Here is a 24,782-nt window from a genome sequence, read left to right as displayed (position 1 = left end):
TAGACGTTTCCGTCTAATTAAGTTTTTGTTTTAGAAGTCAGGTACTTCAACCAACGTCTTAGCTAGCTCGATCATCTTGCCCAGCTTCTCCTGGTGTTCTTCAAGGAATTTCTTGAGCCTCTCCGCCGTCGCTAACTTGCATTCACCGCACAACATCGACCCGCTTCTGCAGTTCCCGTAGACCTTGCTTAGCTCACCATCATCTGGCACGAGATGCATGGAGTTCAGCTCGAAGATCGGGCATTTATCTGGCTCACCGCCCAGCTTCCGCTGCTCTTCCGCCGTCGCCCTGCCGCCGGTGAAGGCTCTCATCAGCTTACCCACGGATTCCTCGGGAGGGTCTGACAGTGCGATGAAGGTCTCTGGCTTTGAGGAGCTCATCTTACCTCCTGTAAGCCCGCTTAGGAACTTATGGTATGTTGAGGCGGGCCTGGTGAAGCCCAACTCCTCATTGAATCTGTCGGCTATGTCTCTGGTCAGTCTTAAATGCGGGTCCTGATCAACCCCTACAGGGACTAGGACCGTCTTGAAGCCTCCGAAGTGGGGTAGCTCTGGGTGAAGTATGTCGGCTGCCTGAGTCAGCACCGCAACTATTTTAGCTGGCTCTAGATCCTCACCGTATATGGCCTCTAACTCAGCCATCGTGATTTTCTTAGCGAAGAGCTGTATCAGCCTATAGTACTCTTTCCTGTAGTTTGACTGGAAGTATATGCGGAGTCCCTCACTCCTCAGACCTAGTGCCAAGTAGTTAGCGACGTACTCCTCAAGAGCTATGTTGATGACCTCCTCCCTGGAGAGTTTCCTGACTCCGTAAGCCTCGACGTCAGCTATAGCTAAGAATATCTCCGCTCCCAGACTTTGGTAGTATATGATCTGATCTATGAGCATCTTGTGGCCTAAATGCATTTTACCGGAGGGCATCAACCCCGTCAGTAGGGCGAATCTCTCGCCAGTCTTAAGGGCGTTTAGAACCTTCTCGAAGTCCCTGTGCCCTATAACCGCACCCCTCCTGATGGGCAGCGGCATCACGCCGTAGAGCTCCAGTTGAGGAATGACCTCGTTGAAGGGCCTCATGCCGAAATAAGAGAACAGCTTCTCATAATCCCTCACGCCCTCCGAAGACCACGGGTCTATCCTAAACGCCACAATAGGCACCACCACACAGAAATAGACCCATCACCCTTATAAGCATAACCTTATGAAAAGGCCATCACGAAGCAGCCAGCCTGATGCTGAGGCTGTGAGGACTCGTCTGGAGTTTGGTGTTGGTGCCGCGGCCGGGATTCGAACCCGGGTCACGGGCTTTCCACGCCTAACGTTGCTCGAAAGGCCCGCATACTTGACCGGGCTATACTACCGCGGCGCCAAAACAAAAATAAAACAAGAGCTTATAAGGATGTACCTGGTGCGGCGGCCGGGATTCGAACCCGGGATCTCCGGCGCTCCGCGTGGACCACTCATGGCAGGCCGGCGTCCTAATCCAGGCTAGACGACCGCCGCCAATAAGATTAGGTCGGTAGGGATTATTAAGTTTTCCTCAGTGTCATCATCCCTTACACAGTCCCTAATCCCGCATCTCCCCTCACTCCTGGCAATCCATCGCAGGCGAGTTCCTTAGAGCTTTCTCTCGCGTTTGAGTAAGTACCAAGTAAGTGACATGAGAAATAAGACCATAGAAGCCATTAGGGCTATTGTTTGCGGCACCTCCAACACCGCCAACCCAGCATAGAAGAGAAGGGAGCCTAAGGACGAGGTTATAAGACCTATCAACAGCTTGAAGAGATTGTAAACCAGAATCAGGGAGGCTGTGAACAACAGGAGCTTCACTACAACCTCCCCCACTCCAGAGAGAGTGATGCCCAACGACATAGCGAGCAAAGCCCTCACAGGCGTGTAGTAAGTCACTACCGCGCTTATGAGGAAGGCAGCAGTAATTCTGTGTTTAAGGAAGCCAGCGATGAAAAACACTAGAAACACTAGTAATCCGATGATGAAGGCGGTAGGTACGAAGCCCCTCAAATAGTTAGTCACTAAAGCTGACGCAAGCCAACCGAGCCACACCCCTGAGACTAAGGCAACAGCCAGCCTCACGAAGAACTGCCCCCAGAACGATATGAATACACCGGCAAGAATCAGTAGGAACCCCTCTAAACCCATCCAAGCCACCAGGAGAAACATGCTGAGGTAGATTAAAAACCTATATAGCAAAACCTGAGCACCTAGCATACTCCTAGAGCGGAGGGCTTGACTAGGTTACTGGACGCAAGATTTTTAAATCGTTAAGACACACTTCAATAGGGCCCGTAGCTCAGCATGGTGGAGCGCCCGGCTGATAACCGGGAGGTCCGGGGTTCGAATCCCCGCGGGCCCACCACATTCCCTAGATTCCCCATTAAGTTATCGATAACCATGGAGGTCACACATCGGACCGTATGCGGTGTGGATGTATGACTAAGCTCTACAGAGGGGATAAAGTAGCTGGTGCTTCCTAACCTCATACACGAGGTGCCGGCCGCGGACTAATTCGCTATATCTCTAAAGGTGGTTGGAAGTCAGAGTCACTTCTGTGCAACGTTTAAGACTTTCAAACCTTCTTAGGGGTGCACAGCCCTGGCCATAAGTAGAGGTAAGCTGGACCAAGTGATTAGGAACTACATGAGGGATAAATTTCCAGGTGTGTTTAACGTGTTGGAACTCGCCTGCCGCAGGGCTACGGACAGAGGTTATGTGGATCTCTTGATTGATGAGCCAGAGAAGTTGAGGTATTTACTGGAGCAATTATACGGGAACCCCTCAACAGTAGAGCTCATCGCAAAGACGTACATTCGCTCTGTTCTCCTGGAGGTCGATAAGCCTGAACTAACCAATGAGCCTACTGCGCTACTCTTAAACAACCGCAAAGAATTCTCAAACAAACTTAAGGAGCTACTTGAGAAGCGGCCTTAACTGTCCAAGCCACAAGGATTCCACGTTATTCTTCTAGTAGAACGTCCCTTACCATAAAGGACAGGATTTCAGAGAACCACCGCTGAGAGCACCTAAAGATTTAAGTTTCGGTATGATTAAATGTATGGTTGCGGGGGTGCCCGAGCTCGGTCAAAGGGGGCGGGCTTAAGACCCGCTGGCGTAGGCCTGCGTGGGTTCGAATCCCACCCCCCGCACCAGAGCTTATTCATTGCCTCGTTAACGTTTGCCTTCGCCAGGAATCACTCACTAAGCCTGCGGGCATCTCCTAGCAGGTGGTTTAACACTGTTCGATTTGCAGAGCTTGCTACTCTCGTAGATTGATTTAACGCTGAATTTGGCTGATTACCTGCTTCCTTATGTTAGGTTGAGACCAGGATGTACATGGCTATTGTGAAGTAAGTTACTGATGTCACTATGTCACCTATGGTCGTTATTAAGGGTGCTGAGACTCCTGCTGGATCCACACGGTATTTTGCTAGGGCGACCGGCAACAGAGCTCCGATGACGTCCGCCAGGAGCATTGAGACTAGGAGGGCTGTGCCGACTACTAGCCCTACGTATAGGGCGTGAAGCAGTTCCCCGCTGTAGAAGAACCAAGTTATTGTGAAGGCGATGGCGAAAGCTACTGGAAGCAGTATTGAAGCCATGGCTAACGAGGTTAGGACTTCCTTGCGGAGTATCTTGAGGACGTCTTTAGGCTTCACCTCACCTAGGGCGAGACTCCTTATTATGAAGGTCGATGCTTGAGACCCTATATTGCCTGAGTTGTCCGAGAGCATTGGCAAGAATGCCGCGAGCACCGCCACCCTCTCAATGATCCCAACAAAGGACGCCACGATGCTTCCAGTTATGGCATTCATTAAGTAGAGGAATAATATAGGGGGAACTCTACGAGTGAGGATCGACTTTATGTCAGCACTCATGTAACTGCCTTTGATAACGTCCGTGAAGCCGCCGAACTTAACCAAGTCCTCGGAGAACTCGGCTATGGCAACGTCGAGTACGTCATCCAGGGTGACGATCCCCAATAACTTCCCCTCCCCATTCACGACCGGTAGCTCGACCACATCGTAAGTTACGGCAAGCTTGGCAGCTACTTCACGGTCAGATATTGCGTTAACGGTTGCCGGGGGCTTACTAACAACATCCCTGAGTAACTTACTCCTCGGCTTAGTCAGAAGTGCCTTGACCTCGATCCACCCGACCAGCTTACCCCCCTCATCCACCGCATACAGGTAGCTGTGCTTGTCGTAAGCTCCAGCACTCTCCCTAGCTATGTACTCCCTGACCACCTCATCAACCACTGCTACGGCTCTGAAGATAGGTATTCTCGTAGTCATGATGCCTCCAACACTCTCAGGGGGGTACTTAAGTAACTCCGAGATCTCCCTTGCCTTCTGAACAGGCAGTGCGTTAAGGGTCTTGGCAGCTACCTTAGGAGGTAGCTTCTGAATTAAGTCAACGGCCTCATCTATAGGGATCCTGCCAATCAACTCAATTAATTCGTCTATGCCCTTCAGAGACGCTATCTCATGCAGCAAGTCCTCACTAAACTTGGATATGACGGAACTCATACTCAGCAGAGGGATGTGAGGTATTATCTTACTCCTCAAGCTGGGCTCTAGCCGTTCCAAGACGTCCTTAATTACGTGCGGGTCCAAACCACTTAAAAAATTCTTCAGAGCAGCTATGTCGCCCCCCTCAACCAGCTCCTCAACCCTCTCCAGGATCTCTGAGAGCTCCACACTTAACAACGTCCACACCAAGACTAGAGGCGCGTAAGTCTTATAAAACTCACAAACATCCACCACACAGGACTTTCTCTTGAAAACTTTAAAATAATACCCACACCTACATCAAGGGTCTGATAAAGATGCGTGAGACATGCACTGAATTCCTCCTCACGCGGAGGAGCGTGAGAGTCTTTAAAGAAGAGGAAGTGCCTCTAGAGGCCCTACTGAAGGCCATCGACGTAGCTAGGTATGCGCCCAGCGCGCGCAACAGTCAACCCTGGAGATTCATCATAATACGTGATGCGGGAAGACTTAAAGAGCTCTCCAAGATACTCCAGCACGCTAGACCACTGTCCAACGCTAAGGCAGCTGTGTTAGTCCTCGCGAACACGGAAGAGTCGCCGACATCATACATGGTTGACGCATCACTTGCCGCAATGTACTTCTGGCTTGCGTTGCACTGCGCAGGTTTGGGCGCTGTCTGGATCCAGACGTTAAGGAATGTGGAGGAGCTACGCAGATTTGCCGACGTGCCGCCTAACTACATCCCGATAGCGCTCTTTGCGATAGGTTGGCCGGCCGAGCAACCGGAGCCGAGGAAGAGAAAAGACGTGGGTGAGATCGTCTACCTAGAGAGATATGGCTCAATGCTGGGCAGGTGAGCCTCCCTGTCCTGGAAGGCGGCTTTTCAGTATCCTAGGTAATATTATCGTTCAAGCAGATTACTAACATAAGGTTCAGAGCTTCTGAGGGTAGGTGAGAGAGCTTGAGGTTGGAGGAAGTGGAGGGAGGAATACTTAACGAGGTACGGGAGTTGCTCAGCTCCTGCAAGGGGTTCTGCAGAGACGAACGTGAGGAGGACGTGCTGAGGTTGAGGGAGGAGACCCTGTACGAGGGATGTGAGTACTGCATCATCAGAACTTACTTTGACGCAATCGGACTACCGACCTACTCCATCCAAACCAGCGGGGGGAAGTACATTGAATACACAATCCTAGAGGAGCACGTGGCTGAAGTGGGTGAGGACTTCATCCAGTTCATCCGTATCGATAACTTCTCAGAACATGTGGATGACTTAGTTGAATTCGGCATCATAAGTGCTGAGACTGCTGAGGAGCTGGTGAAGTGGGTATTAGACCGTAGAGGGAAACGGTTTTAAAGTTTTCTTCTCATGTTTTTTGGTGGGTGATGTGAGATTCTATATAGCGAGGGAGGAGGACATACTGAGCGGTAAGATAACCGACATCTACTTCGTCAGAACCAAGAGAATCATAAAGGCCAAGGGTCTAGAGGGTTTAAGGGTTAGGATGGAGGTACATGTTCTGAACCTGCCTGAGGGCTACCAGTGGGCGGTGTATGCGGGGCTTGAGGAAGCCATCCACCTGCTCGAGGGCAGGCCCCTGACAGTATACTCGCTCCCTGAAGGCACATTGATAGGCGAGAACACCCCGGTCATGGTGGTTGAAGGCAACTACTACGATATGTGCGAGTTCGAGACCCCTCTCCTCGGCATTTTAAGACACTATACATCAGTGGTCACTAAGGCGGCTAGGTTCAAGAGACTGGCCCTGGATAAGACCTTCTTCTACTTCGGTCTAAGGAGTGCTCATCCTGCGATTCACCCCATGCTTGATAGGGCCGCCTACATAGGCGGGATGGACGGAGTGTCTGGAGCTTTTAACGCAGAGACGCTGGGAGTTAAGCCCTCTGGCACCATGCCTCACGCGTTGATACTCATGTTCGACGACGAGGTGGCTGCCTGGAAGGCCTTCGACGAGGTCGTCGAGCCCGATGTGCCTAGGATAGCCCTTGTGGACACATATAATGACGAGAGATTCTCAACTGTTGAAGCCGTTAAGGCTCTTGACGAGAGACTTCACGGAGTGAGGATAGACACCCCCAGAAGCAGAAGAGGGGACATCAAAGCCATTGTGGAAGAGATAAAGTGGACCTTAAAGGTACTTGGTAAAGAGCGAGTCAAAATATACGTGAGTGGAGGGCTCAACGAGGAAACCATTAAGAAATTGAGGAGCCTTGTCGACGGCTTCGGCGTTGGCACATCCATAACCTTCCCACCTTCGGTGGATTTGAGCATGGACATAGTTGAGAAGCAGCACAACGGTGTGTGGACCCCGCACACGAAGAAAGGTAAGTGGCCTGGTGCTAAGAAAGTGTGGAGATGCGGCACCCTGAACTACGAGATAACGCCGTTTAACAGCAAACCCCAGACATGTAGTGAGGACATTATGGTTGAGTGGATCAGGGAGGGTAAGGTCGTCCGGGAGTTACCCTCACCTCCAGACATCAGGAACTACGTCATAAATCAGCTTAGGGAAGCCCCGGAACCCCTCTAGCCTGGGCGGCTGAAGACCCTACTGTATTTCTACCCTTTAGACTCAATCACCTCATTAGGGTCTGTAGGTTCTGAGGGGTTTCAGACCGTAGCGTCCTATTAACTCCATTACGTGGGGGTACGTAAGCACATACTCCCAATCCACGTTGGACGTCAGCCTCTCATCTATTTCCGACAGCAACATGACGAACTTGGCCACACTCTCGTCTGGGCTGAAGCCCACCATGGCGGCGACTCCGAAGTCCTTGCGCGGCTCTAACCCAGAGTCCAGGAGATTCCTCAGGGCCTGTAGCTGCAGCTCGAAGCCTTCAGGACCAGCTCCAGTGAGGTTCGTGAATTCCTGAGGGTTCGTGCCTTTGAAGGATACTCTAACATACATGTTGCTGAACTGAGCCAGCTCCTTAACGTAACTTGCATCAGCCCCCAGCAAAATGCCGTTAGTCTCAACTATGAAGAGGAGCTTCGAATCCTCCGCACGCTTAAGGATCCCCTTCAAATGCTCCCTCGACAACGTCGGCTCCCCTCCGGTCAGCCTTAAATACGTATACCCCCTCTTTGAAGCTATATCAGTCAACCTTTCGAAGACTTCGTTAGGATTCAGAAAGAATCCCAGATCATACCTATCCCTAAAATACCAAGACCAGCAGAATCTGCACCTCAGATTACATCCTATAACATCGGCCGAAGCAGTACCTCCATACCATCTGCCACCCCTAAACCTAAAGTACCTCCTCTCCACCAGACCCCTAACAACTCTAGTGACCAGAGGTTCAACGCTTTTTGAGAGTTCGAGCGGGTTATATAGAGACCTCTCAGACACCATAAAGATCCTTCCTTCCGGCCTCAAGCAATTCGGGTTCCCTGCCCATGAATTCAGCCGCAGTCAATAACTTAGTGCCCCTCAAGTGAGGGGACAACCTCCTGAAGAACTCGCCGTAGTTCAAATCCCTGAGCATGTGATGATCCAACACAAGAAACTCAGGTGCGTTATGAGATAGGTAGGTGGACAGCTTAAGTATCGCTGTATTGGGGTCACTTACATCCCTCTTGAGCCCAAAAAGGTAGGTGGGAGGGCCGTCGACTATAATCAAATCCGCTGGGTTCTCGACCATGAAGGACAGGGCATCGTCGTTAACGGGACCCTCAACGTCGGAGGTGTGAAGGACTGAACCTTCCGCGTCTTCGACAAATACCTGGACGACGTAGCCTAACCTAGGGCTAGGGCCATGGGGTGTAGGTCTCGAGATTAGGAGGCGTGTCCCCCCGTAGGTGCTGATGCTGGAGTCAGCGACTTTTACCTCCTTTGGGAGGCCTGCGACACGCTTAAGAAACTTGGAGGCTCTGACGCGCTGAGATAAATTTATGTTGTTCTTTGGATCTTTAATTAACAATGTTTTACCTTTATATATATCGATAGGGACCAGCTCCCCGAGATCGTGGTGGTCGTAGTGGTAATGTGTGATCACAATGACCTCAGATTCGTAAGCCCTCGTAGCGATCCTGGTTGCTACCTCCTCCAACCTCTTTAACTCAACTTCATGCGGGGGCAATCCATACCTCATCGGAGCTATGGACACTGCTGGATCGATGAAGAGGGCTATGTCTGAAGTCTCCAAGAAGGTAGCCATCGATCTTATGCCCAGGCTGTCGAACCCTATCAACTCAACCCTCGTAGCAGACACCGGAGAGGCTCTCTTCTAAGAGCCTTCCTCGATCACTGACTTAAAGAATTTCTGCGGTATCGGCTCCCTCTCCTTAACAACGTCAAGGAGTATTGATGGATAAACACTGGTAACGCCGGGTAGCTTCCGTAAATCCTCGATCTCCCTAGCCAATTCCTCCGAATCCTTAGCCCACACTTCAACTAAGAGATCGTGATCCCCGGACGTTAACGCCATGTAAGTTACATTGTCTTTGTCTTTAAGAGACTGGAGCACGTCAAGAACCTTATCAGGGTTTGTGTTAACCCCTATTAAAGCCACTATATCATAACCGAGCTTCTTGTTATTAGGCACTATCGTATACTTCTTTATAATGCCGCTCTCCTCCAGCTTAACTATTCTCCTCTTCACAGCGACATCAGATATTGAGAGAATCTTAGCTATCCTAGTTATTGGCGTTCTCGCGTTTGTGGCTAGCTCACGCAGGATTACTGCATCCCTCTTGCTTATCGCGTTTCCACGCATACGACCTCACACCTCACTTACTATGCACTCCAAGGTTAATAACTATAAATTGAATATTAAATATAGTTACATAATAATTATCAAAGTTTCAGGAATAAGCTATAAACCTTCTAGCCAAATAGCGATGAAATTCCTTCAGCTATCTCCTCTTCACTTACCTCTTTCTTCTCCTCCTCGGCCTCCTCCTTAGCTGGGGCGGGCTGCTGAGCTTGGGTCGTCGCCGGCGTCGGGGCCACTACTGGAGTAGTCACCACTGCAGGCGTAGCCGTCGCCTGCCTCAACACCTCATCTATGTTTATCTCCTTAAGTGCCGCAACTAACATCTTAACACGCACTTCATCCGCTTTAATCCCGGCAGCGTCTAGGATCCTCCGTATGCCCTCCTCACTTATCTCTTTACCGGCAGCGTGAAGGAGCAGTGACGCGTACACGTACTCCATATCCCTCCACCTTCCACCTCTTGATATACATGAGATTGGGAATTTTTAAGCGTTACTAGCCAGCCTAGCGCGGGTCTTGCTGTAGTTAATCAGGGCTGCTATAGCTGAGGCGGCCCTTTCAGGCATTGGGTATGCTGGGATGCCTGCATCGTTGAACTTCTGTATTGCCCAGTAAACCTCTTCACCACCTATGAATGATATTACGAGAGGCTTCGGAAGTCCTCCTAGCTCCTTAATCTTCCTCACAATGGAGCCCGCGATTATCGTCGGATCCGTCACCGCTGTCTGGCAGTAAACAGCTAGGACGGCTCCTACTCGCTCGTTCAGTAATGCAGACATGACCGCGTCAACATAGCCTTCGTTAGTTATCATGCCCGTGACGTCGATCGGATTGCCGAGCGACGCGAAGCCCGGCAGTTTAGGTTTAAGCTCGTTAACCAGGGTCTCGGGAGGCGATGATAGCTGGATGCCGTTCAGCGCTAGGGTATCCGTCACCAACACTCCCGCACCGCCGCCGTTAGTGACCACCACTAGGTCTCCTCCCTTATATTCCGGCAGGTAAGAGAGCGTTCTAGCCCAGTCGAAGGCTTCCTCAATATTCTTGGCTTCAAGTATTCCGGTTTGCTTGAAGACCGACGAGTAGATGACCACGTTGCCGGCTAGCGAGCCAGTGTGAGACGCAACCGCTTTAGCACCGACCTCAGTCTTGCCGGCCTTAATCACGATCACAGGCTTGACTGTAGAAACCTTGCGAGCCGCATCTATGAATCTCCTCCCGTCCTTAACCCCCTCAAGATATATTAAGATAACTTTAGTGTCCTCATCGTTTATAAGGTAGTCCAGCAGATCTGCATCATCTATATCCGACTTATTCCCGATACTGACTATAGCAGAGACTCCTATCTTCTCTACTATAGTCATTCCTATCAGGGCTATGCCTAACGCGCCTGACTGAGTCAAGAAAGCTATGCTCCCGGGGATCACGTCCTTAGGACCGAATGACGCGTTCATCCTCATAGGTGTGTACACAACACCGAAGATATTAGGCCCTAACACCCTCATACCATACTTCCCAGCCCTTCTCACAACCTCCTCCTCAAGATCGTGCCTGCCAACCTCCTTGAAGCCTGAGGATATGATGACCGCCACCTTAGCCCCTTTCTTGCCGGCTTCATCTATAACGTCGGGAACCATGGCCGCCGGAACCGAAACAACGACCATATCTATCTCGTCCGGAACTGCTGAGATACTTGGGTAAACCTTAATACCAAGTATCTCCTTAGCTTGAGGATTTATCGGGTATATCTTGCCCGTATACCCGTACTCCTTAAGATTCCTGAGTATCTCGTACCCAATCTTGCCCGGCTGCCTCGACGCACCGACCACCGCTATGGATCTGGGCTTGAACAGCGCTTCTAACCCACTCATCAATGACCCCTCACTAGAAAGATAAAACTAAGCTTAAATAAGCTTATTGCTACAGCGCCTCGAATCAATGTTTGCAGACGTGAGTTGGAGGAACCCTAGCTAATTATTTTGAGTTCTTTCAGTTACTTGGGTTTTCCATGTTTCTGGTTTCTGATGCTTGCAAGCGTCTGCTCCATATAGGTGTTGTGGAGCCTGCGAGCTGGTGAGCCGTTGGCGAGGGACGAGGCTCTGTGAACCACTCCCCGCCGAAGGCTCTGGAGCCGCAGGCAGGATGAACCCGGGACCACGGTAGCCAACGTGGCCGAAGAAACCGGGACAACCTAGTTAATGGGCATCGATAACCGCATTACTTAATCAGCATATCCACAAAGAGCCTGTCAACGTCTCTACTGACTATGAGTTCATCATTGCTGAACAGAAAGTCGTCGGTCTCTATCTTCACGGAAGGCAATGAGATTAGTTGCAAGGCGTTGGAATCTATCTCAGGCACGTGCACAATGCTCACATCGTCGAATAAATGCTTAATCTGAGAAACCTTCTTAAAGACCGCATTGCTCCTCTCGTCATACCCAAGGAAGACCACCAACCGCTTCACTTAACCCAACACCCCGAACAACGCCTAGGAATCACGGATTCTTAAAAAGATGAGCCCACGATGGTGAGTGCCCAACACGCTCAGAGAGGCCTTTATCCCTTAAAGCAGGGGCAGGTCTCGATCACCTCGAAGTTCGATGTCTGTTGAGCTTTTCTTAGATTCCGACATGCTCCCGTCCAAGGATTTACGGCCCCAACTAGCTAAAACAGGTGATGTGGATGGTGCCGAGCTTTCTTGAAGAGAGGCAGACTCAGGGTCACAGCGAGTCAACACACAGAAGCCCGGGAGGACCGCTAGTGCGGAGAGGTTTTGCTAATCGCAGGCTAAATGACCATTTTCTTCAAGGTTTCATAGGTTCTCTGGTATGATTCGAGCATGTCTCTAGTCAAGGATGGTTTAATAGTCTTCAATGCTTGGAGGAAGTACCTCATGCTTATAGGTCTTGGCTCAAACTTTTCCCGCAGAGCCAACATGACCGCCTCCCTAACCAGCGCCTCTAAATCGGCGCCTGAGAACCCTTCCGTCATCTCGGCTAACTTCTCCAACTCCACATCTTCTGCTAGGGGGACTTTCCTAATGTGGACCTTAAGTATCTGCAACCTACTCCGCTTGTCCGGGGGCGGGACAAATATTATCCTGTCGAACCTCCCTGGACGTAGTAAGGCTGGATCTAGTATGTCCGCGCGATTCGTCGCTGCAATAACCACCACGTTCTTAAGAGTCTGTATGCCGTCCATCTCAGCGAGGAGCTGGTTAACTATCCTGTCGGTGACTCCTGAATCCCCCCCTCTGAAGCCTCTAGCGGGGGCTATTGAGTCTATTTCGTCGAAGAATATTATTGCTGGTGCTACTTGTCTTGCTCTTCTGAATATTTCTCTTATTGCTTTTTCTGATTCTCCTACCCATTTGCTTAGTATTTCTGGTCCTTTTATTGCTATGAAGTTTGCTCCTGATTCCGTCGCCACGGCCTTAGCTAGGAGGGTCTTACCACAACCAGGAGGACCATAAAGAAGAATACCCCTAGGAGGTCTTACACCCATGTTCTCAAAGACCTGCGGGGCCTTGAGAGGCCACTCAACAGCCTCCTGAAGCTGTTGCTTCACGTCCTCCAGACCACCTATGTCGGACCACCTGACCTCAGGGACCTCGACGAAGACCTCCCGCAGTAATGAGGGGTGAACTATCTTCAACGCTTCCATGAAGTCCCCCTTCATCACCACCAACTTCTTGAGGATCTCCGGCGGTATTGGCTTGTTTAGATCTACCTGCTCACTTCTCATGAAGCGTCTTAAAGCGGACATCGCTGCCTCCTTAACTAACGCCGCTAGATCAGCCCCCGTGAAACCATGCGTTATACTGGCCAACTCATCCAGGTTGATGTCCTCCGCTAGAGGCACGTTCCTAGTGTGGACCTCTAGAATGGCCTTCCTAGCTCTCTTGTCCGGGGGCGGTATCTCTATTTCCCTGTCGAATCTTCCCGGCCTTCTCAGGGCTGGGTCGACTGCGTCTATCCTGTTCGTAGCCCCTATAACTACTATCTTACCCCTCTCCTGAAGCCCGTCCATTAGTGTTAGTAGTTGTGCTACTACTCTTTTTTCTACTTCTCCTATTACTTCTTCTCTTTTTGGTGCTATTGAGTCTATTTCGTCTATGAATATTATTGCTGGCGCGTTCTTTCTGGCCTCCTCGAAAATCTCCCTCAACCTCTGCTCAGACTCACCATAATACTTACTCATAATCTCAGGACCGTTGATAACTATGAAGTAAGCCCCTATCTCGTTTGCCAGAGCCTTCGCCAGCAAAGTCTTCCCAACACCTGGCGGGCCGTGGAGTAAGACTCCTTTAGGAGGCTCTATGCCCAAGTGCTTGAAGAGCTCTGGATGTCTCATAGGTAGCTCAACTATCTCCCTGATCCGCTCCTTAACCTCCTCCAGGTCACCTATGTCCTCCCAAGTGATCCTCGGCACAGCCCTCCTGACGGCCTCCTCCTTAACGGGCTCCTCCCTCAGCTCCAGATACGTATCCGCGTCAATGTAGACAACTTGCTGTGGCTGCGTGGCTATGACAACGAACTTTATGGGTTCAGGTAGGAAGTAATACGTTATGAAGACGACCTCCCCCCTCTTGACTGGCTTGTAAAGCAGTTGCTCCTTAACGTAGTCAATGAATCCTCTGTCCCACCTCATCGGTATCGTGGGAGCGAGCACCACCTTAGAACCCTTAACGACGCTGATTCTTCTCACGCGGACCATATCGCCCACACCAACCCCCAGCGCCTCACGCGTGTAACCATCTATCCTTATGATGTAGTCATCCTCATCCCTTATCGAAGGGAGAACCTGAAGCACTGCGGAGCCCTTGTCGGACTCCACCTCTATGTAGTCGCCGGAAGACACCTCGAGGGCGTTCATGACCCTCCTCGGGAGTCTGCCGATCTTACGCCCGACATCCTTAGCACCTGCAGTCTCAACCCGCAGCTCTACAGCATCATTACCAACCATTACCTATCCCCGTAGACAATTATCTCTTCAAGATATTAATAAGTAATCATAATACAGCCCGCCTGCGTAGGGCTTGACAAACCCCTAAACAACTTCCACCTTGGCTTAGATCTTGTCAAGGACGTCTATTCCACATATCTCCATGAAGTTGCGTAACACGACCAACGTGCCGTAAGTCACCGCGATCTTTAGAGCCCTGAGGCCTTCATCCACCTCCCTAGATATAGGCTCCGACTCATAGAATTTGTTGAAGAGGGTTGCTAAATTATTGGCGTAGGTCACTAGATCTTCAGGCTGACCGCTAGCTAAAACCTTGGCGACGAGTTCAGGGAACTTGCTTAACTCAAGGAGTAGGGTTTTGATGGGCTCCCTACCAGCTCCTGCACAGTCTGGAACTCCTCCTGAGAACCCCCCAACCTTCTCTAACACTGATTTAGCTCTAACGTATGTGTACTGTATGTAAGGTCCTGAATTCTGCTTCAAGTCGAGGGCCCTTCGTAAGTCTACAATCAGGGTCTTGGACGGGGACACAGACAGGATCATGTACTTAACAGCGGATCTAGCCATCTTAAGAGCCTGCTCATCAGAGACCTCAACACCTCTCTCGTTCATAACCCTCCTAACCATATCGACCAGCCTCTCAACGAGCTCGTCCACAGTCACGTACCTCCCCCTCCTCCCCGACATAGAGATCCCCGGTAAGTTGACCATCTCGTATGAGTAGTGAATCAGATTCTCAGCCTCCCTCTCGAAGCCTAATGCATGCAGTGCTAGTCTCAGCTGCGCTTGACTGAGCGTCTGCTCTATAGCTATCACGTTAATCACCTTATCAGCCGAGAACTCCCTGAACTTCCTCAGGGAGTACGCGATATCCCTGGTGGTGTATAGGGTTGTCCCGTCACTCCTCCTAAGTATTAAAGGCGGCACTTCAAGCGATTTAGGTATTCTCAGACGCTTCCTCAACGACTCATCCTTAACTAACTCCTCAAAGAAGAGCGCCGGTGCGTTCTTGTGAAGGCCGTAGTACCTGCTACTGAGAGCCCTCTCAATTACCTTCTCCACCTCGCTACTCCAGACTAAATCGCTCTCCCAATCCCACACATCTATGCCTACGTTCAGCTTATTGAGCGTCTCCCTAATCCCGTCGAGAACTTTCTCACACACCTCCCTAACGAACATGTATTCAGCTTCGCCTCCCTCATAACCTCTAAGTAACTCCATGACCTTAGATTCAGGGTCCTCGTCCCTAGCGATCTCCTCGGACAGCAGGCTGACCTCACGGGGTATTACGTCCGCGATCCTCGCTAAGTCGGCCATAAGCGAGTCTATCTCACTCCTGATCTCATTCGCTCTGAGTGAATCCCCTGAGACCTCAGCATTTCCCAACGACTTCTTAAGCCTCACGATATCCACTATGGTGGTCGTCGCCGCGTACACTAACCCAAGGTAGTGGTCCGGCTTCATATGTGATGGGATGTTTGGACGACCTAGCTTGTAATATCCGTACGCCAGGTATGCCGACTGAAGCCCTACATCATTCACGTAGTACCTCCTCTGAACCTCATCGCCCACGAATTTGTGAAGCCTGTATAGAAAGTCGCCGAGCACTGCGTTCCTGCCTGAACCAACGTGCAACGGATGCACCGGATTCGCTGATATGTACTCCACGATGACCCTTTCTTTCACGTGGTCCCCAGGAATTCCAAACCTCGCCCCCAGCTCAATGATCGAATTGAGGACCAGAGCACCGAATTTAGAATAGTCTATGAACACATTGACGTAGTTGCCCACAACATCAACACGGCTAACTAGCTCCAACCCTCTAAGCGACTCCGTCAGCGAGGAGAGTAACTCCTCCAACGGGATGTCACACATCCTTGAGATCCTGGTGGCATGTATGCTTAGATCGCCAAACTCCCTCCTAGGAGGCTCCTCAACAAGATCCTCAAGTACCGCATTAAGCTCTGCGGAAATACAGCGATCCTTAAGTACATTACCGACGGTCGTGATGATGGAGCGCCTCAAGTACGCGTAAGGATTACTCAGTCCCAACTACACTACCCCATCTAAACACCAGATAGTCGCATGCTTAAAAAATAGAAGTTATGTCTCTGAAGTCGACCGGGAGGAATTCTCCTAAGGAGACGTACCGGTCATACCTCTCCTCCAGATGGGTGACGAAGATGGAACATCCGTCGAACTTACCGTCACGGTCGCATCGAGATATCTTCACACCCTTCAATTGCTTAATAAAGCAATTAGCTGTTTTCTTATCGTAGTAGGGGCATATCTTATGGTACTTCTTAGCAGATCTGATCATCTTGTCAACCCATCTCTTCTTAGGGTCTTCCTTCTCAGACCTTATCGAAACAGTTGTTGAGCCTATATCGTCCCTCTCGCCCTTCAAATCCATAAGCTTGACCCCGATAATCAAGTCGACTAGAAAATATATAACCATGTATGACGATGATATGAGGACGATGCGACTATTAAATAACCTACTCCAGCCCGGCTATGACGAACCTCCCATCGTTCATGACATACGCCTTACCATCGTTAACTAACCTGATTAACGCCTTCCTGATTTTATCCTCACTGGCAAGCCCTGAAAGGTAAGCATGAAGCTCTTTGACACTCATCGGACGTTCTCTAAGTAGGTTTTTAAGAATCTCAAGCAGCTGATCCTCGTTAGGCGCTCTAAAAACAACTATGTCTGAATCCTCGTAAACTATCTTGAGACCAAGCTTTCTGTTCATGTCGTTTTCCTTGTCAGACTTCACCGTTATCCACCACACTTAACTCAATATTTCATAGCTTTTAAACATGTGAGACAATCTAAACATGTTGAGGTAATCTACCGCATGTCATGCCCCTGGTATAAAGACGGAATGTGCACATCGCCCAAACTCGAGCACCCGTCTAGCGATCCAGTATCGCTTGTACTGTGCCTTGGAGGTCACAACGAATATGCGGGATGTAGATACTTCTCAGAAAAGAGAATTCCCAGAGCCGGGCCTACCATGTCCTCTGTGGCTAAGTTCGGCAAGTCGCTCTTCATGATACACGCGTTAAGCGAGATCCCCGAATCCAACTGTGAGTTCTTCGAGGTCGAGAATCATGAGAGTCACTACCTGGCGGGGTGTGTCATCCTCGGAAGGTACCTAACCAAGTTCGAAGTAATGGAATGTGAGAAGGGCTGGAGTGCGTGCCCCTACAGGAAGATAGAGCTGGCTTTAGCACACAAGCGCAGTTAACGCCCACCACGCAATGCCGCTGCAACGGTGTAGAACCCCTGATCGGGGAATCCAACGCGGGTTGCTCGTCAAGCCGAATAAAATTAAGGATACGCCTACATGTATCTAGTATGGTGAGGACTGCTGAGGTTCAGGGAGCTCAGGGAGAGGGTAAAGGACGTACTCACGGCAGAGGGCTATACAGAATTCCTTAAGATTTTTTCCGAGGACGTCAAGAACGCCTGGGTGAGTAACGAACGTCGAATGATAGTATTGTGCGGCTCAGACCCGGTCAAAGTAGCCGGAGTCACTGTGGACATAGTGCGGCGTTACATAAGGAAGGTCAGAAAGCTGCTGGGCAGCGTGAAGCTGAACGTTATTCACGTATTCCACGACGAATTCCCGGACGCGCGCATGAGAGCCTCCATAATAAAGGACCTGATCTCCAGCAAGAAGCTCCTCGACACGCATGCAATAACACTGGAACAGACGGTATATGAGGCTAGCAAGAAGTATCTTGGAACGACTCAGGATATTCTAATCCTGGATCTCACGAACGATTTGAAACCGAATGATGTCGGGAGGTTCCTCGGCACTGTGAGGGGCGGCGGCCTCCTGATTTTGTGGACGCCCACCTTCAGGACCTGGGAAACCAGTACAACGGTGTTCAGGAGTAATTTAGTAACGCCCAGACACCCTAAGCACCGGAATGTCTTCATAGGGTACTTCGTCAGGAAGTTAATGAGTCATGAAGGAATTCACATCATCGACGCCGACACGGGGAAGTTAGTTAAATCCGGGTACGTCGAGAAGGCCCGCCCTAAGGAGGCCAAACCCATAGCAATACCCAACGATACAGTGTTTCCCAGGAAGATCTACGAGCTCGCGTTGACCCAGGATCAGGTCAACGTGATAAAGCTCGTCGAAGACAATCTAGTTCCTAAGCCGGGCTCCAAACACGTGGCCCTGGTGATCAACTCCGACAGGGGTAGGGGCAAATCATCGGCCGTCGGGATAGCTTTAGCCGGGTTAATTAAAGAGTTGATGAAGTTCAAGAACAGGGTCAGGGTAGCCGTCACAGCCAGTGAACCCTCATCCATCCAGTCCTTGATGTCATTAGCAGGGGAAGCCCTCACCAACCTTGGCCTCGAATTTAAGAAGGTGGTTAGGGAGGGCGACGTCATAGAGTTGAAGGGCGAGAGATTTAGCGTGGAGTACTGGGAGCCCTACACAATGATTAATTTAAGGGCTGATATTGCGGTGGTTGATGAGGCTGCGGGATTACCCGTGCCCCTGCTTCACGCAATATGGAGGAGGTTCAACAGAACTATTTACGCCACAACTATACACGGATATGAGGGCGCTGGAAGAGGTTTTTCAGTCAGGTTCCTCAAAAGACTGAAGGAAGACCCTAAGACGAAGCTGGTGATCTACGAAATGAAGGAGCCCATTAGATACTCAATCAGTGACCCGGTGGAGAGGTTCCAGTTCGACTCTTTAATGCTGGACGCTGAGCCGGATGAGCTCACTGAAGATGACTTAAGGAATATTAGAGAGGGCAATTTCGAGTACGTTGTCTACGATCCTGAATACCTCTTCTCTCCCGAGGGGGAGAAGGAACTCCGTAGCCTCTTTGGGATATATGTTCTAGCCCACTACAGGAACGAGCCTGATGACCTAGGTAGGCTAGCCGACGCCCCCCATCACAGCATGAGGGCCGTCAGACTTAGATCCTCTGGTAAGATCGTTGGCGCAGCCCAGCTGGCTGAGGAGGGAGGTCTTACAGACGAACTAATTGACGAGTTGCTCGCCGGCGGTAAGATACCTGGCAACATAATCCCAGACAGGCTCCTGAAGTACTTTAGACTCAGAGAGCTTGGCAGAGGCGTTGGCTGGAGGATAGTCAGGATTGCAGTACACATAGATGCTCAGGGTCTAGGCATAGGGTCCTACCTTCTAAGCAAATTAGTTGAGGAGGCAATATCTAGAGGATATTCATGGGTGGGGGCAGGCTTCGGCTTAAGCATGGAACTGCTTAACTTTTGGGTGATGAACGGCTTCAAACTACTACACCTGTCGCCCGACAGGAATCCCGTAAGCGGTGAGTACACAGCGCTGGTGGTCAGACCTCTAAATAGTGAGTGGGAGTCATTAATAGAGGAGTGCTCTAAGGATTTCCTGATTAAGCTTGTCGGTAGCCTATACTCAGTCTATCGAGACCTAGAGAGCGATGTTCTGTACCTGATACTGACGTCTGGCCCGAAACTCATCGAAGTCTCCAAACGAATTGCACCCACAACATCTCAGGAGGAGAGGGTGAAACTATACCTGGAGGGGTTGATGACTTACGAATCCGTTGCTGATGCAGTAAACATCGCGGTAATTAAGTCCGCCCTAGAAGGTAGACTAAGAATGCTGACCCCCTTAGAGGGGTGTATCTGCATATCCAGGTGCCTTAAGGGCCTTTCATGGGAAGAGATATCCCGTGAACTGGGCTGCTCAATAGCTAAGTCGGCCTCAACGCTGAGGAGGGCTGTAGGTAAGCTACTTGAGAGGGGGGCTAATAATAATGGATCCTCAGGCACCGAGGATGTAGCCTCCACCAGTAAAGACTGAACATCAACCCTCCCCCGAACCCTGGTTGGCCGTATAGCTTTTAGGGGGCGACTCCCTATACTATTTAGGGTGAATCCGTATTTAGTGAGTATAGAGTCTCTAGGGAGGAGTTGAAGAGGATCATCAAGACGCTTAAGACTTGGAGCGCGCATGCCACGACTTTGCTTAGCCTCTACATTCCGCCCGGAAGGCCTGTGGCCGACGTCATCAACACTTTAAGGCAGGAGCTATCCATAACTGAGAACATTAAGTTAAAAGCCACTAGATCGAAGGTCCAGACGGCTCTTGAATCCGCTATAGACAGGCTCATGAAGATCCCTAAGGTACCGCCTAACGGGCTTGTACTGTTTTCTGGCGTTAACGACAAAACTGAGGAGACGATAACGCTTATGTTGGAGCCTCCAGAGCCAATAAGCATTTTCTTCTACAGAACTGACAAGTTCTTCCACGTGGAATTTCTTGAGGATCTGGTGGAGGAGTCAGAGGTATACGGACTCGTGATAATAGAGAGGGATGAAGCCACTATAGGACTTCTCAAGGGGGACAGGATAATCTTGCTGGACGAGCTGGAAGGTTATATACCGGGTAAGCACTCGAAAGGCGGTTGGTCGCAACGACGATTCGACAGAGTTATTGAGGAGCTTACTGAGGAGTTCTTCAAGAGCGTGGCTGAGAAACTCAACAGCTACCTACTCCCATACCTGGAGCAAGGCAAGCTCAAAGGCATCATAGTAGGCGGCCCGGGGTATATGAAGCTGGACTTCATCAAGTCTGATGCGATAGACTACAGGTTAAAGCAGTTGATAATGCCAGAGCTGATGGACGTGAGCTCCCAGAGCATACCGGGCCTGAAGGAGCTGGTAGTCAGGGCACGGGAGCTTCTGAAGCAACACACCTACGTAAGAACCTTTGACGCTATCGAAGAATTCAAAACCCATCTAGCAAAGGACGACGGCCTAGCCACATATGGTGAGAAGGAAGTTGCAGAGGCCCTAAACCTGGGCGCCGTTAAATACCTAATAGTGACTGAAGACTACGAAAAAATAGACGAAATCCTCAAGCTGGTTGAAGAAAGGGGTGTGGAGGTATTTGTGATAAATAAGGAAGTGCCTGAGTACGACTGGCTCAAGAAAACATTCAACGGACTCGTGGCTGTTCTTAGGTATCAGCTAGGCTGAGCCTGGATGAGGGACCAGATAGCCGCCCTCGACCGCCTTCCTCACCGCCGTGAAGGACAAAGCCTGAACCACCGTCAGAGTCGCCACAACACGCTTGAGTGATTTGAAGCCCAATACACTTCTTAATAAGTTTCAAGGGCCTATATTGGTTAGGTAGTGATGATGTGCGGTGAAGCTAAGAAGCTGAGATCCCCGATCGTGGTTGTTTTAGGTCACGTGGATCACGGCAAATGCATCCACCCAGATGAAACCGTCCTCACCCCGAATGGAGAGGGTCTTAAGCTCCCTAAGTTGATTAAGGGTCTGAAGCCGGATTTCAGAAGCGGTGATTATGAAGTCTTCATTAAGAAAATTCCCGTGCTGACCTTAAGCCCTGATGGTAGCCTCAAAACCGCTGTCGCTGAGAGCGTTTGGAGAATTAGTTATAGGGGACCTATCTATAAAGTCGTGTTAAGGAGTGGGAGCTACGTCAGAGTCACGCCGGAACATCCGTTCCTGACCAGTCGTGGATGGGTTAGAGCGGATCAGCTTGAGATGAAGGATCTAATCGCTGAGCTTTCATCGAACGCAGGCATTGGCGATTTTAATATTCATGAGCGCAGCTACAACCACGCGAACGGAGTTGAAAAAGTTTCATTATCGTCAACAGTTCAAGACAGGCGAAACCCGGCGCGTTCCGAAGTGAATTACGCGAGTCGTGGAGAGGTTAGGTTCGAGGAAGTAATTAAGATTGATGTGAATGAGTACGAGGGATATCTATACGACCTCTCCGTCCCCGGGACACAGTCCTTCATAGCTAACAACATAGTGGTCCACAACACAACGCTCTTAGATAAGATTAGAGGCACTGCCGTAGTTAGCAAGGAACCCGGCGAGATGACGCAACACGTAGGCGCCAGCCTGGTCCCTGCCTCAGTTATAGAAAAGGTCATAGCACCGCTCAAACATGTTTTCCCAATAAAACTAACTATACCAGGCCTTCTATTCATAGACACACCGGGCCATGAAGCCTTCTCCAACCTGAGAAGGCGTGGAGGTAGTGTGGCGGACTTCGCGATATTGGTCGTGGATGTAATGGAGGGGGTTAAGAAGCAGACGATGGAATCCGTCGAGATCCTCATGAGTAGGAAGGTGCCCTTCGTAATAGCTGCTAACAAGATAGATAAGATTCCCGGGTGGAGGAGTCATCCCGACCTGCCGCTCACACTAAGTCTGAAGGGGCAGAGTGCGCAAGCGCTTGAGGAGTTGGACAAGCGTATCTACACGTTAGTTGGTCAATTATCGCAGGTTAACATACCTTCAGAAAGGTATGATAGGATAAAAGACTTTAGAAAATCAATAGCTATAGTACCAATCTCTGCTAAGAGCGGGGAAGGGATTGCAGAGCTTCTGGCGGTGCTGGCTGGAATAATACAGAGATTCTTAACCCACAGAATAATGTTCACCTCAGGCCCGGCCAAGGGTGTTGTGCTCGAGGTCAAGGAGATCTTGGGCTTGGGTCACTGCGCTGATGCAATCATATACGACGGTATTCTGAGAAGGGGGGATACGGTGGTCGTCGGAGGGTATGAGGGCCCTATCGTCACTAAGGTCAGGGCACTCCTAATGCCTAGGCCTTTGGAGGAAATGCGTATTGCCGGTGAGTCAGGTTTCACCAACATAGAGGAGGTGGTGGCGGCAGCGGGCGTCAGGATCAGCGCGCCCGAAATCGATAAGGTGTTGGCCGGCGCTCCACTGCATGTTGCGGAAAACGAGGGGGAGGTTGAGGAATATAGGAAGAGGATAGCGGAAGAGTTAATGCAGGTTAGGTTTACGAAGAATGTGGTGGGGGTCGTCGTTAAAGCAGATACTCTGGGGACTTTAGAGGCGGTGGTCTCCATGCTTGAGAACAGAGGGGTCCCGGTTAGATTAGCTGACGTAGGACCCCTAACCAGGAGGGAGGTCATTGAAGCTTCAATAGTTGCCAAGGAGAACAGATACCTGGGGGTTGTACTACTATTTAACGTGAAAGCCCCTCCTGACATAGAGGAGTTGGCAGTTAGTGAGGGTGTGAAGATATTCAAGGGGAATATCATCTACAAACTCATAGAGGAGTACGAGGACTGGGTCGCGGAGGAGAAGGCTAAGGAGTCTTACAGGAAAGCCCTAGAGGTAGTCTTCCCAGCGAAGTTTCAAGTACTTCCCGGTTACGTCTTCCGAAGGAGCAACCCAGCCATAGTAGGGGTTAAGGTATTAGGAGGCACTATAAGACCTGGTTACAGGATCATGAGAGCAGACGGTAAACCGTTAGGGAAGATACATCAGATACAGCTTAAGGGTAAGACACTCCACGAGGCCCGTTCAGGCGCTGAAGTGGCGATATCAATCGAAGGCGACGTATTGGTGGGGAGACACTTGGACGAAGGTGACGTAATCTACACAGACCCAACAGAGGACGATCTAATCACCTTCATAACTGACTTTAAAAATGAAGTCACGAAAGAAACGGTCGACCTGATAAAAGAAATCATAAAGATAAAGCAGAATGAAGACAGGAGGTTCGGCTTAAGCGTACTCATGAAATTAAGGGGGATTTAGGAAGGGATTCAACGCGCGAAAACTCAGAAATACCCGCACGATCCAGAGAAAACGAGCTCGATTTCATACTTAGCCCTGTCGGCCGAGTCCGCAGCGTGAACTATATTCTCCCTAACGGAAAGCGAGTAATCCCCTCTTATAGTGCCTGGCGCAGCCTCCCTACCATCCGTGTCGCCTATTAGTCTTCTCACCACCTTCACGGCCTCATCACCCTCTATGACCATGGCGACTATGGAACCCGATAACATGAACTTGACCAGGTCCTCATAGAATGGCTTCCCTTTATGTATGTCATAGAGTTTCTCAATACACTCTATGGTTGGGTATATCATCCTCATACGCGTTATTCTTAGGCCCTTGTTCTCAACCCTCTTTATGACTTCACCGATGAGACCTCTCTTAACCCCGTCAGGCTTCACTATGAGTAATGTCCTCTCCATCAAGTCGCCGAACCCCTGCCCTTCCTACCTAGGAAGTACTTAGACCAGGGGGTTCTCTTGGCATCTCTCCCCAGCTTGTAGTTCTTGAAACACTTGCTGGAGCAGAAGTGGAGGAGCGTGCCGTCGTTTTTGACCAGCGTTAAGCCAGTGCCTGGACGTACCTCACTACCACAGAATGAACACTTGTCGACGCGAACCACCGAGCATCACCTACCTTCTAGCGGTAAGCTTCCTCGCCTCTCTCTCAGTTTCTCTCAGAATTACTATGTCGCCAACACGTACCGGTCCTTTAACATTCCTGGTTAAGATTCTGCCCTTGTCCCTGCCCTCAAGAACCCTGACTCTAACTTGCGTGATCTCCCCGGTAACGCCCGTGCGACCAATTATCTGGAGAACCTCTGCAGGGAAACCGAACTCCTCGATCACGTCCGTGAGCTGTTGCGTGATATCCACCTTCTTGCCTTCCTCGCTCACTCCTCAGCACCTTAAACATGACTTGAAATACGTTTATAAGTGTTTCAGGTGTTAGGTCCCC

25 protein-coding genes and 4 tRNA genes are annotated in these 24,782 nt (G+C 50.3%); 10 read left to right on the top strand and 19 right to left on the bottom strand.

What is annotated here, in order from left to right; genetic code table 11:
• Positions 1-30: 30 nt before the first annotated feature.
• The 4 genes from QW772_02435 to QW772_02420 all read right to left on the bottom strand — a co-directional run bounded on the left by QW772_02435 (position 31) and on the right by QW772_02420 (position 2,208).
• Complete coding sequence (locus QW772_02435; protein MEM0037766.1) at positions 31-1,161, bottom strand: tryptophan--tRNA ligase; 1,131 nt, start codon at positions 1,159-1,161, stop codon at positions 31-33.
• Between the two features lie 105 nt (positions 1,162-1,266).
• A tRNA-Glu gene (locus QW772_02430) sits at positions 1,267-1,363 on the bottom strand.
• 40 nt (positions 1,364-1,403) lie between these two features.
• Positions 1,404-1,500 (bottom strand) — tRNA-Gly (locus QW772_02425).
• Positions 1,501-1,614: 114 nt separating this feature from the next.
• Positions 1,615-2,208: a hypothetical protein gene (locus tag QW772_02420; protein MEM0037765.1), complete on the bottom strand. Its 594-nt coding sequence runs from the start codon at positions 2,206-2,208 to the stop codon at positions 1,615-1,617.
• An 89-nt stretch (positions 2,209-2,297) separates the two neighbouring features.
• Here QW772_02420 and QW772_02415 point away from each other — a divergent pair.
• The 3 genes from QW772_02415 to QW772_02405 all read left to right on the top strand — a co-directional run bounded on the left by QW772_02415 (position 2,298) and on the right by QW772_02405 (position 3,164).
• Positions 2,298-2,374, top strand: a tRNA-Ile gene (locus QW772_02415).
• Between the two features lie 266 nt (positions 2,375-2,640).
• On the top strand, positions 2,641-2,946 hold the full coding sequence (locus QW772_02410) for a hypothetical protein (GenBank protein MEM0037764.1): 306 nt from the start codon (positions 2,641-2,643) through the stop codon (positions 2,944-2,946).
• A gap of 130 nt (positions 2,947-3,076) precedes the next feature.
• A tRNA-Leu gene (locus tag QW772_02405) sits at positions 3,077-3,164 on the top strand.
• A 162-nt stretch (positions 3,165-3,326) separates the two neighbouring features.
• On the opposite strand, the gene mgtE is transcribed toward QW772_02405, so the two are convergent.
• A complete protein-coding gene (gene mgtE, locus QW772_02400) occupies positions 3,327-4,730 on the bottom strand; it encodes a magnesium transporter (protein ID MEM0037763.1) in 1,404 nt (467 codons plus the stop codon).
• Positions 4,731-4,840: 110 nt separating this feature from the next.
• On the opposite strand from mgtE, the gene QW772_02395 reads away from it, so the two are divergent.
• The 3 genes from QW772_02395 to QW772_02385 all read left to right on the top strand — a co-directional run bounded on the left by QW772_02395 (position 4,841) and on the right by QW772_02385 (position 7,054).
• Complete coding sequence (locus tag QW772_02395; protein MEM0037762.1) at positions 4,841-5,362, top strand: nitroreductase family protein; 522 nt, start codon at positions 4,841-4,843, stop codon at positions 5,360-5,362.
• Between the two features lie 104 nt (positions 5,363-5,466).
• Positions 5,467-5,859: a hypothetical protein gene (locus QW772_02390; protein MEM0037761.1), complete on the top strand. Its 393-nt coding sequence runs from the start codon at positions 5,467-5,469 to the stop codon at positions 5,857-5,859.
• A gap of 31 nt (positions 5,860-5,890) precedes the next feature.
• Entirely contained in the window at positions 5,891-7,054 is a 1,164-nt protein-coding gene (locus tag QW772_02385) for a nicotinate phosphoribosyltransferase (GenBank protein ID MEM0037760.1), read from the top strand.
• Positions 7,055-7,108: 54 nt separating this feature from the next.
• Here QW772_02385 and QW772_02380 read toward each other — a convergent pair whose 3' ends face one another.
• The 10 genes from QW772_02380 to QW772_02335 all read right to left on the bottom strand — a co-directional run bounded on the left by QW772_02380 (position 7,109) and on the right by QW772_02335 (position 16,983).
• Positions 7,109-7,876: a radical SAM protein gene (locus tag QW772_02380; protein ID MEM0037759.1), complete on the bottom strand. Its 768-nt coding sequence runs from the start codon at positions 7,874-7,876 to the stop codon at positions 7,109-7,111.
• Positions 7,866-8,735 (bottom strand): hypothetical protein, encoded by an 870-nt coding sequence (locus QW772_02375; GenBank protein MEM0037758.1) that lies wholly within the window; start codon positions 8,733-8,735, stop codon positions 7,866-7,868. The genes QW772_02380 and QW772_02375 overlap by 11 nt, the downstream gene beginning before the upstream one ends.
• Before the next feature lie 15 nt (positions 8,736-8,750).
• Positions 8,751-9,239 (bottom strand): Lrp/AsnC family transcriptional regulator, encoded by a 489-nt coding sequence (locus QW772_02370; protein ID MEM0037757.1) that lies wholly within the window; start codon positions 9,237-9,239, stop codon positions 8,751-8,753.
• A 110-nt stretch (positions 9,240-9,349) separates the two neighbouring features.
• A complete protein-coding gene (gene rpl12p, locus QW772_02365; protein MEM0037756.1) occupies positions 9,350-9,679 on the bottom strand; it encodes a 50S ribosomal protein P1 in 330 nt (109 codons plus the stop codon).
• 45 nt (positions 9,680-9,724) lie between these two features.
• Positions 9,725-11,107, bottom strand: coding sequence for a CoA-binding protein (locus QW772_02360; protein ID MEM0037755.1), 1,383 nt, complete (start codon positions 11,105-11,107; stop codon positions 9,725-9,727).
• A 346-nt stretch (positions 11,108-11,453) separates the two neighbouring features.
• Positions 11,454-11,702: a hypothetical protein gene (locus tag QW772_02355; protein ID MEM0037754.1), complete on the bottom strand. Its 249-nt coding sequence runs from the start codon at positions 11,700-11,702 to the stop codon at positions 11,454-11,456.
• Positions 11,703-12,025: 323 nt separating this feature from the next.
• Positions 12,026-14,203 carry a CDC48 family AAA ATPase gene (locus QW772_02350; protein MEM0037753.1) on the bottom strand — a complete coding sequence of 726 codons (2,178 nt, stop codon included), beginning with the start codon at positions 14,201-14,203 and terminating at the stop codon, positions 12,026-12,028.
• Positions 14,204-14,308: 105 nt separating this feature from the next.
• A complete protein-coding gene (locus tag QW772_02345) occupies positions 14,309-16,255 on the bottom strand; it encodes an arginine--tRNA ligase (GenBank protein MEM0037752.1) in 1,947 nt (648 codons plus the stop codon).
• 37 nt (positions 16,256-16,292) lie between these two features.
• On the bottom strand, positions 16,293-16,616 hold the full coding sequence (locus QW772_02340; GenBank protein ID MEM0037751.1) for a hypothetical protein: 324 nt from the start codon (positions 16,614-16,616) through the stop codon (positions 16,293-16,295).
• 85 nt (positions 16,617-16,701) lie between these two features.
• Entirely contained in the window at positions 16,702-16,983 is a 282-nt protein-coding gene (locus QW772_02335; GenBank protein MEM0037750.1) for an ArsR family transcriptional regulator, read from the bottom strand.
• 45 nt (positions 16,984-17,028) lie between these two features.
• Between QW772_02335 and QW772_02330 the strand changes: the two genes are divergently transcribed.
• From QW772_02330 to prf1, 3 genes are all read left to right on the top strand, one after another.
• Positions 17,029-17,457 (top strand): hypothetical protein, encoded by a 429-nt coding sequence (locus tag QW772_02330; GenBank protein ID MEM0037749.1) that lies wholly within the window; start codon positions 17,029-17,031, stop codon positions 17,455-17,457.
• Positions 17,458-17,577: 120 nt separating this feature from the next.
• Complete coding sequence (locus tag QW772_02325) at positions 17,578-20,052, top strand: GNAT family N-acetyltransferase (protein MEM0037748.1); 2,475 nt, start codon at positions 17,578-17,580, stop codon at positions 20,050-20,052.
• A gap of 110 nt (positions 20,053-20,162) precedes the next feature.
• The gene (prf1, locus tag QW772_02320) at positions 20,163-21,230 is read left to right on the top strand and encodes a peptide chain release factor aRF-1 (protein MEM0037747.1); all 1,068 of its coding nucleotides are present in this window, start codon (positions 20,163-20,165) and stop codon (positions 21,228-21,230) included.
• Here the strand turns inward: prf1 and QW772_02315 are convergent.
• Positions 21,222-21,344, bottom strand: coding sequence for a hypothetical protein (locus tag QW772_02315; protein MEM0037746.1), 123 nt, complete (start codon positions 21,342-21,344; stop codon positions 21,222-21,224). The two genes, prf1 and QW772_02315, sit on opposite strands and share 9 nt — an antisense overlap.
• A 48-nt stretch (positions 21,345-21,392) precedes the next feature.
• Between QW772_02315 and infB the strand changes: the two genes are divergently transcribed.
• Positions 21,393-23,807, top strand: coding sequence for a translation initiation factor IF-2 (gene infB, locus QW772_02310; GenBank protein MEM0037745.1), 2,415 nt, complete (start codon positions 21,393-21,395; stop codon positions 23,805-23,807).
• A 23-nt stretch (positions 23,808-23,830) separates the two neighbouring features.
• Here infB and ndk read toward each other — a convergent pair whose 3' ends face one another.
• Genes ndk through QW772_02295 form a run of 3 tightly spaced genes read right to left on the bottom strand, consistent with a single transcriptional unit; the run spans position 23,831 to position 24,721 of the window.
• Positions 23,831-24,247 carry a nucleoside-diphosphate kinase gene (ndk, locus tag QW772_02305; GenBank protein MEM0037744.1) on the bottom strand — a complete coding sequence of 139 codons (417 nt, stop codon included), beginning with the start codon at positions 24,245-24,247 and terminating at the stop codon, positions 23,831-23,833.
• Complete coding sequence (locus QW772_02300) at positions 24,247-24,447, bottom strand: 50S ribosomal protein L24e (protein ID MEM0037743.1); 201 nt, start codon at positions 24,445-24,447, stop codon at positions 24,247-24,249. Before QW772_02300 ends, ndk begins: the two co-directional genes overlap by 1 nt.
• A 10-nt stretch (positions 24,448-24,457) precedes the next feature.
• Positions 24,458-24,721, bottom strand: coding sequence for a 30S ribosomal protein S28e (locus QW772_02295; GenBank protein ID MEM0037742.1), 264 nt, complete (start codon positions 24,719-24,721; stop codon positions 24,458-24,460).
• Positions 24,722-24,782 lie beyond the last annotated feature (61 nt).

It is taken from the genome of Zestosphaera sp. (assembly GCA_038727705.1).
GTDB lineage: Archaea > Thermoproteota > Thermoprotei_A > Sulfolobales > NBVN01 > Zestomicrobium.
The sequence above is the reverse complement of the archived record's forward strand: the minus strand, read 5'-3'. Positions and strand labels throughout refer to the sequence as shown.